The 7,666-nt window shown below is 40.5% G+C and carries 8 protein-coding genes and 1 other RNA gene; 6 read left to right on the top strand and 3 right to left on the bottom strand.

From position 1 onward, the window contains the following. Positions 1–177 precede the first annotated feature (177 nt). Positions 178–774 (bottom strand): TetR/AcrR family transcriptional regulator, encoded by a 597-nt coding sequence (locus ACWXWT_RS19245; RefSeq protein ID WP_456043185.1) that lies wholly within the window; start codon positions 772–774, stop codon positions 178–180. Between the two features lie 145 nt (positions 775–919). Between ACWXWT_RS19245 and ACWXWT_RS19240 the strand changes: the two genes are divergently transcribed. The 4 genes from ACWXWT_RS19240 (at position 920) to ACWXWT_RS19225 (ending at position 4,436) form a co-directional block, all read left to right on the top strand. Further along, entirely contained in the window at positions 920–1,963 is a 1,044-nt protein-coding gene (locus ACWXWT_RS19240; protein ID WP_456043184.1) for an alkene reductase, read from the top strand. 228 nt (positions 1,964–2,191) lie between these two features. Then, positions 2,192–3,514 carry a protein kinase gene (locus ACWXWT_RS19235; RefSeq protein WP_456043186.1) on the top strand — a complete coding sequence of 441 codons (1,323 nt, stop codon included), beginning with the start codon at positions 2,192–2,194 and terminating at the stop codon, positions 3,512–3,514. Between the two features lie 158 nt (positions 3,515–3,672). Next, positions 3,673–3,864: a ribbon-helix-helix domain-containing protein gene (locus ACWXWT_RS19230; protein WP_011636565.1), complete on the top strand. Its 192-nt coding sequence runs from the start codon at positions 3,673–3,675 to the stop codon at positions 3,862–3,864. 227 nt (positions 3,865–4,091) lie between these two features. Continuing rightward, the gene (locus ACWXWT_RS19225) at positions 4,092–4,436 is read left to right on the top strand and encodes a zinc ribbon domain-containing protein YjdM (RefSeq protein WP_456043183.1); all 345 of its coding nucleotides are present in this window, start codon (positions 4,092–4,094) and stop codon (positions 4,434–4,436) included. A 1,116-nt stretch (positions 4,437–5,552) separates the two neighbouring features. Here ACWXWT_RS19225 and ssrA read toward each other — a convergent pair. Further along, positions 5,553–5,908: a transfer-messenger RNA gene (gene ssrA, locus ACWXWT_RS19220) on the bottom strand. A 144-nt stretch (positions 5,909–6,052) separates the two neighbouring features. Then, positions 6,053–6,544, bottom strand: coding sequence for an SsrA-binding protein SmpB (gene smpB / locus ACWXWT_RS19215; protein WP_456043182.1), 492 nt, complete (start codon positions 6,542–6,544; stop codon positions 6,053–6,055). Positions 6,545–6,780: 236 nt separating this feature from the next. Between smpB and ACWXWT_RS19210 the strand changes: the two genes are divergently transcribed. After that, on the top strand, positions 6,781–7,218 hold the full coding sequence (locus tag ACWXWT_RS19210) for an SRPBCC family protein (protein ID WP_456043181.1): 438 nt from the start codon (positions 6,781–6,783) through the stop codon (positions 7,216–7,218). Beyond that, complete coding sequence (locus tag ACWXWT_RS19205; protein ID WP_456043180.1) at positions 7,208–7,543, top strand: RnfH family protein; 336 nt, start codon at positions 7,208–7,210, stop codon at positions 7,541–7,543. Before ACWXWT_RS19210 ends, ACWXWT_RS19205 begins: the two co-directional genes overlap by 11 nt. The last annotated feature ends 123 nt before the right edge of the window (positions 7,544–7,666 follow it).

Raw genomic sequence — 7,666 nt, 5'->3', positions numbered from 1 at the left:
TCAGATGCTGGAGGTAGAGTAACGCAGGAGCTTGTTACCGAGGATCACTATTCGCTTCAATCATCTGCCTTGCCTACAGCACTTTGAACTCCCGCTGAAAGATCACATATTTAATAGGATTGGTATTCATTATTAGCAAGCTAAAGGGCTATTTGAGAAGCGTTTGTTATTCCGAATTTAACTTAACGACTTACTGCACAATAAATCTGCCAATAACTTATTTGCCAAAGGCTGTAAAACTTGCATATTAGGTTCGGTATAAGCCACCGTCCGTAAACCGTATATTCCCATCACCAAATACTGTGCTAAAAATTGACTGTCACTATTTTGCGAGATCAGCTTTTGCGCTTTTGCTGTATCGAATACACCTGCCAATGACTGGTGCCAAAGTTGCAAAAATTGACAGGTCATTTGTTTAATTTGTGCATCTTGTTCACCCATTTCATTTAGTGATTTTGTCAGTAAACATGACTGAGTCACATCGCAGCTCAAGCACTCTCGCACTATTAATGCCAAATAATCGCTTAAATTGTCTACTGCTGAGCGGTCATTGGCAAATAATTGCTCAAACTGTTTGTTACGGTCTTGTTGGTACTGTTCAATAGCAGCAATAAACAAGCCTTTTTTATTGTCAAAGGCACAGTAAATGGAGCCTGGATGCAGTCCTGTTGCTTTAGTGAGATCTTGCATATTGGTTTTAGCGTATCCATTTACTAAAAAGGTGCTCATGGCAGCACGTAAAACCGTTTCTCTATCAAATTCAGCGCGTCTCATACTTGCTCACTTTTGGTCAACAACAAAGCGTGATAACTCATAACACTCGAGTCTAACTAAATTTGATTGACTATTCAAAAAATACTTGAATGTACATTCAAATAAGATTAATCTTGAACCCATATTCAAGAAAGGAGATCGTCACATGACGGCCAGTTTATTTACACCTTACAAACTCAATGACACCCTAACATTATCAAATAAGATTTTAATGGCTCCATTAACGCGTTGTATGGCAGATAATGATCTTGTGCCGACGCAGAAGATGGCCGATTACTACGCTCGTCGTGCTGAAGCGGGTCTTATCATCAGCGAAGCAACAATTATTCGCCCTGATGGCCAAGGCTATCCAAACACCCCTGGTTTATTTACCCCAGCACAAATTGACGGCTGGCGTGTGGTGACCGATGCTGTACATAAAAATGGCGGTAAAATTTTTGCTCAGCTATGGCATACGGGCCGAGTTGCACATCCACATTTTTTTGATGGTGGTGATGTGTTATCTGCCTCTGCAGAAGCCGTTGATGGCACAGTACCTAGAATGCGCGAATTAGTGTACCAAACGCCAAAGGCTGCCACGCTAGATAATATTAAACAGTTAGTTGCTGATTATGCTCAAGCCGCTGCAAATGCAATTGATGCCGGTTTTGATGGTGTTGAAATTCATGGTGCCAATGGATATTTAATTGACCAGTTTTTACATCACGACAGCAACCGCCGTGAAGATGAATACGGCCAAACACCAGAAAACATGTCTCGGTTTGCCCTAGAGGTGGTTGACGCTATTGTCGCCAGAATTGGTGCAGAACGGACTGGGCTTCGAGTCTCTCCTGGTGCCTATTTCAATATGGCCGCCGATCCTCGTGACCGTAATGTATTTGACTATTTATTACCTGAGTTGGCAAAGCGCAATTTAGCATTTTTACATGGTGGTATTTTTGACGATTCAATGCAGTTTGATTACTTAGGTGGCAGCATATCGGCTTACTTACGCAGTGTTTACACTGGCACATTAGTGGGTGTGGGAAGCTATACCGCCGAGACTGGCAGTGCTGCAATTGAAGCTAATAAGTTTGATTTATTAGCTATCGGTCGTCCATTTATTGCTAATCCAGATTATGTGGCAAAAGTGCGTGATGGCGGCGAATTAGTGCCTTATACGGACACGATGTTAACTGAATTGATTTAAGGTATTGTTTTTGCTTAACCACTCTACATTTAGGTTTGGCTGCGTATTTTTAGGAGCCTACTGTTGTTCTCTTTAGAGGCTCCAGGTAGCGCTAAAATCATCAACCCCAATTTATGTTTTTAGCATCCGTTTGACCACAGCCTTTGCTGTGGTTTTTTTTGGTTAAAAATTTGTCTCAGTGAGAGCAGTCCATTACTATGACGGCATTTTTTGGCAAAGAGAAACATGATGCAAACATTGCAACAATTGAATAATGGTTCATTGAAGGGTTATCAACGGGTCGCTATTACAGAAAAACTAACTGAGTTTCCAGTTCAACTGTTTGAGTTAGCTGACACCCTAGAAGTACTTGATCTTAGCAATAACCAATTATCGTCATTACCCGATAACTTTGCCGACTTACATCAACTTAAAATATTGTTTATGTCGAATAACCTATTTGAACATCTGCCTGCTGTATTAGGCCAGTGTCCAAAATTAGAGATGATAGGGTTTAAAGCCAATCAAATTTGCAGCGTACCTGAAGCATCGATACCAAAACAAACTCGCTGGTTAATCTTAACCGATAATCACATTGATCAACTGCCAGATAGTTTAGGCCAATGTCATCGTCTTGAAAAACTTGCGCTAGCGGGTAATCGATTAACCACACTGCCTAATAGCATGGCAAACTGTCATCAATTAGCGCTAATCCGTTTGTCTGCTAATCAACTTATCGATTTACCCCAGTGGTTATTTCAATTACCAAACTTAGCGTGGCTGGCTTTTGCAGGTAATGCATTTAGCCATGTCGAACATTGTGATAACACACGCGTCCCGACCGTACCATTAATGCAATTTAGTTTAGGTAAGTTACTCGGGCAGGGGGCATCTGGATTGATATATCAAGCTCGTCATCATGTTAATGATGCTGATAGTACAACCTTTAACAGTGACCTTGATGTTGCCGTTAAATTGTTTAAAGGCATGATCACCAGTGACGGTTATCCGGCAGATGAACTTGATTGTTGTTTAAGCGCAGGTGAACACCCGAATTTGATTAATGTTGTGGCACAAATTAATCAGCCAGAGCAACTTGGTTTGGTGATGCAACTCATACCAGCAAACTACGGTAATTTAGGTTTACCGCCGTCACTACAGACATGTAGCCGTGACACTTTTGAGCCTGAAACCGTATTTACATGGACGCGTATTGTGTATATTGCCAGACAAATGGCCGATATTTTGGCTCATTTGCATCAAAATGGTATAAGCCATGGTGATATTTACGCCCACAACATCATGATAAATCCGCAAGATCATGTATTGTTTGGCGACTTTGGTGCAGCATCTAATTTGAATCGTTTTACCCCGCAACGACGATGGTTAACGCAAGCTATTGAGGTACGAGCATTTGGCTGCTTAGTTGAAGACATGTTAAACCTTATTGATAAGCCTGATACGCCACAAGCCATTATGTTGCGACAATTAGTGCAAGATTGCTTGCATCATGATGTAATAAATAGACCGAATTTTAACGCGTTGTTATCGCGTTTTACAACTATTGCCTAACCGAAATAGTTGGGCCAAGGCTCTATTTGTTATTAAATAGCCTAATGATATTGTGGCTTGAATAAATCACAGGGTGATTATCCTGTGTAGAATATGGTCTTTATCAACACACTGCATTATAATCAAATTATCATGTTGTAATTAAAGGCCCACCCACTGTGGAAAATAAAACTGCACGTTTTACTGTATTAATGGACCCGCTAAAAAAGCAGGCATTTGAGCAATTGTGTGCGGCTCAAGATCTCACTCCATCGCAAGTTACCCGTCAGCTTATTCGTGAATACCTCGAAAAACACGATGTCAGTTTTGGTGACAATCAAAGTCGTCCCAATCCACAAGTAAAGAGCTAAGCTTCAATTTTAATGCGAGTGATCATGTTAGCCGTTACGTTAGCAGCTAAGCCGCTCAGATGGTTTATCTGCCTAGGGTAGTCAATTTGTGATAATAGCATTATAATGTTATTACAATATTAGGCAGGGTAGATACTTTTCTATCTAACGCCAATCGATAAAGCCTGTCGAACGGCGAATTAACGCTAACTTGTTCGGCAACGGCAAAGAACACAGAGAGTAAAGATATGAGTGATGTAATCCCGCCATGCCCAAAATGTGAGTCTCCGTATGCGTATTCAGACGGCACATTATTAATTTGCCCTGAGTGTGCCAACGAATGGAACCCAAATGAAGAAGTGGTTGATCCAGATGCTATCATTCTAAAAGATGCTGTTGGCAACTTATTAGCAGAAGGCGACAAAGTTACTTTGATCAAAGATCTCAAAGTGAAAGGCTCTTCATTAGTGTTAAAAGTTGGTACTAAGGCTGTTATTAACCGTTTTGCAGACGGTGACCACGACATCGATTGTAAAGTTGATGGCAATGGCCAAATGATGCTGAAGTCTAAATTTGTTAAAAAACAAAGTTAATTGATTAAACCAGCAGCTTTAGGTTATCAACGAGTGAACTAAAGCTTGATGTATAAAAATCCCCGCTGATAGCCATATCAACGGGGATTTTTTATGGACACGGGTTTAATACCAATCTCATTAAATATCTGGTCAGTTCAGAGTCTCTCAGGTTTTTCAATTCAAGGCACATTGATGTAGAAATGGTGTTCCCTTTTAAATCGATGTAACACCGAAGTGGAATACCTGAGAGACGCCATTCTGGCGGGTTTCAAAGTCCTTTATGCTTCGTTAGATGCTTTCAAAATACGACTGCATGGTCTATTTTTTTCCATAAAAAAATAAGACATTCCCACCATCCATGGCGGTCAGATACTGGAGGTAGAGTAACGCAGGAGCTTGTTACCGAGGATCACTATTCGCTGCAATCATCTGCCTTGCCTACAGCACTTTGAACTCCCGCTGAAAGATCACATATTTAATAGGATTGGTATAAATCCCGCCGCCACCTGAACCCACTTCAGGATAAGCCGTTAATAATCTATAAACTTGTTACTTTTTAGGATATTTTGAGAAATGCTAGGTGCTAGGTGGCGATACTCAAATGAAATCACTTCTATGACACGCGGTAAATCCATCCCAGGGCGCTCTACGAAAACATCCATGTTTTCGAAGGTCATAGCCGCGATTGCATCCGCCGTATAGTTATATTCGATGCAACCTAGTTTGTAATTAAGCGATCTAACTTATTTTTGGAGAAAAGAGTTTTATAAAAGTCATTGTTTTAATTTACTTTTTGCAAATCTAACTCTGACCCCACTACGCTATGCAAGTTCTTGCATTAAGCGAGAAAAGGACGTTTAAAGTGATTTTTATAATCAGTTAAATGAAGAAAAGTAGTTAACTTCTATCGTTTATACTGGCAATTTCTCAAACCAAGTGGCACCACTCAATATGAGATTCGAGCAATGTCGTTTGTCTCAAACCAACCGATTTGTTTTCTCAAACCTCGCGACCCGCTACATGAGAGTCACAGAATTAGGATTAAATAGAAGATGTTAAATTTCCGCTGTCGCCACTTTGTCGCCATTAGATAAAGAAAAAGGGTTAGCCTTTCGGCTAACCCTTTGTTTTAATTGGTGGAGGCGGCGGGACTTGAACCCGCGTCCAGAAAGCCTACATCCTCGGCACTACATGTTTAGTCTCTCTTTTATTTAACCAAGCAGTCTCCGAAAGACAGGATGCTACTTGGTGAGTCCGGTACTGTTTCGCGGTTCACCCCCGGACGGAGTTCCCTCGCTAGCACACTGTAATATGACCATCAAAATCCACTGTCCACGTGCGAAACGTGTGGTTGATGGCTAGCTAGCCTAAGCTGCTAGAGAGTAGTTAGAGTCGTTTGCAACTATAACGGTGCGGCTTTTTACGAGGCCAACCGCCCCTCGACATGCTCCTTGGGTTTCGTGAATCCTGTCGAATCCAGAATCGCCCCCAATTGATGCAATTATAACGTGTTGTTAGCTGAATACCTAGCGTACATTAACAAATTATAATCGTTTGTTCACTATCTGTTCGTTATAGGCCTTTGTTGGCTAAAGATTTATCGGCACTTTCGCTTCAAAGGCTTATTAACAAAATTAAGCATTTTCTTTATCTTTTTTCATTACGCGTGCTTTTTCAATTTTCCACTCGCGCTCTTTGGTGTCTTCACGCTTGTCGTGATCTTTCTTACCTTTACCTAAGCCAATTTCAACTTTTACCCAAGCACCTTTACGCCAGTACATTGATAGTGGCACCAAGGTATAGCCTTGACGTTCGATTAAACCGGCGAGTTTGTCAATTTCACTGCGCTTTAATAACAGTTTTTTGGTACGAATTGGATCACATACTACGTGGGTTGAAGCGGTATTCAATGGTTGAACAGTACAACCATGCATGAAGGCTTCACCTTCTTTTATGTAAACATAACAATCGGATAGGTTGACTTTACCCATGCGGATTGATTTAACTTCCCACCCCATAAGCTCTAATCCCGCTTCGATTTTATCTTCGATACGGTATTCAAAAGTTGCGCGCTTATTACGTGCGATGCTCGCGGAGGAATTTTTTGTTGATTTCTTTTTTACCATGTTATTACCGTTCTGATTGCCGTTGTTGACCAAAGGATGGTGCAGGACAACCCGCAGTGAGCCCATTTGATAAACTCTAATATATAAGAGATATGGGGGAGATTTATGATATTGCAACGATTATACCCAGTTTCTTGGTGATTGTGTTATTTCCCGTGAGATTTAACACTCTCGAAGATGCCTTTTTTGTTTAACGTGATAAAATCGAGATATCGTATTAAAAATAGTGATGTCAGATGCCCAAGATTTCCAAAAATATACTGGTTAGATTTAGTGCCTTGCAGATGTATGATTTAGTCAATGATGTTGAGTCGTATCATGCTTTTTTACCTGGATGCGTAGGTGGAAAGGTGCTTGAATTTGATGGTAAAACCATGGTGGCATCCGTTGATGTAAGTAAAGCGGGGATCAGTAAAACTTTTACGACTCGTAATCAGGTGATTGAAGCGAAATCAATTTCACTTGAATTGGAGAATGGTCCATTTAAATATATGCATGGTCTATGGAAATTTACCGAATTGACTGAAGATGCTTGTAAAGTTGAATTTGATTTAGACTTTGAATTTTCTAACGTACTAGTTGATATGGCTTTTGGTAAAGTGTTTAAAGAATTAATGTCGTCTATGGTGATGGCGTTTACCGATAGAGCAAAGGTGATTTATCGTGACGAATGAAACTGAAAAATTCTCGGTAGATGTCATTTATGCATTGCCAGAACAACAAAAAATTATTTCGGTGATGGTGTCACCGGGCACCACATTTATTGAAGCCGTTAAACAAAGTAACATGATGAAATTTTTTCCTGAGATTAATCTTGAGGAGGTTAAGCTTGGGGTTTTTAGCCGTCAGGTTAAACATGATGAGGTACTCGTACCTGGACAGCGTGTTGAAATTTATCGTCCGTTAATTGCCGACCCTAAAGATGTGCGTCGCAAGCGCGCTGAAAAAGCCAAAGATGAAGGGCGTATTAATAAAATTACTGGTGCTAAAGTTAATTAATACCAATCTCATTAAATATCTGGTCAGTTCAGAGTCTCTCAGGTTTTTCAATTCAAGGCACATTGATGTAGAAATGGTTGTTGCCTTTTAAATCGATGTAACACAGAAGTGGAATACCTGAGA

Source organism: Shewanella sp. A22, from assembly GCF_053850585.1.
Note: the sequence above shows the minus strand (reverse complement) of the source record. Positions and strands in the feature narration are given on the sequence as shown.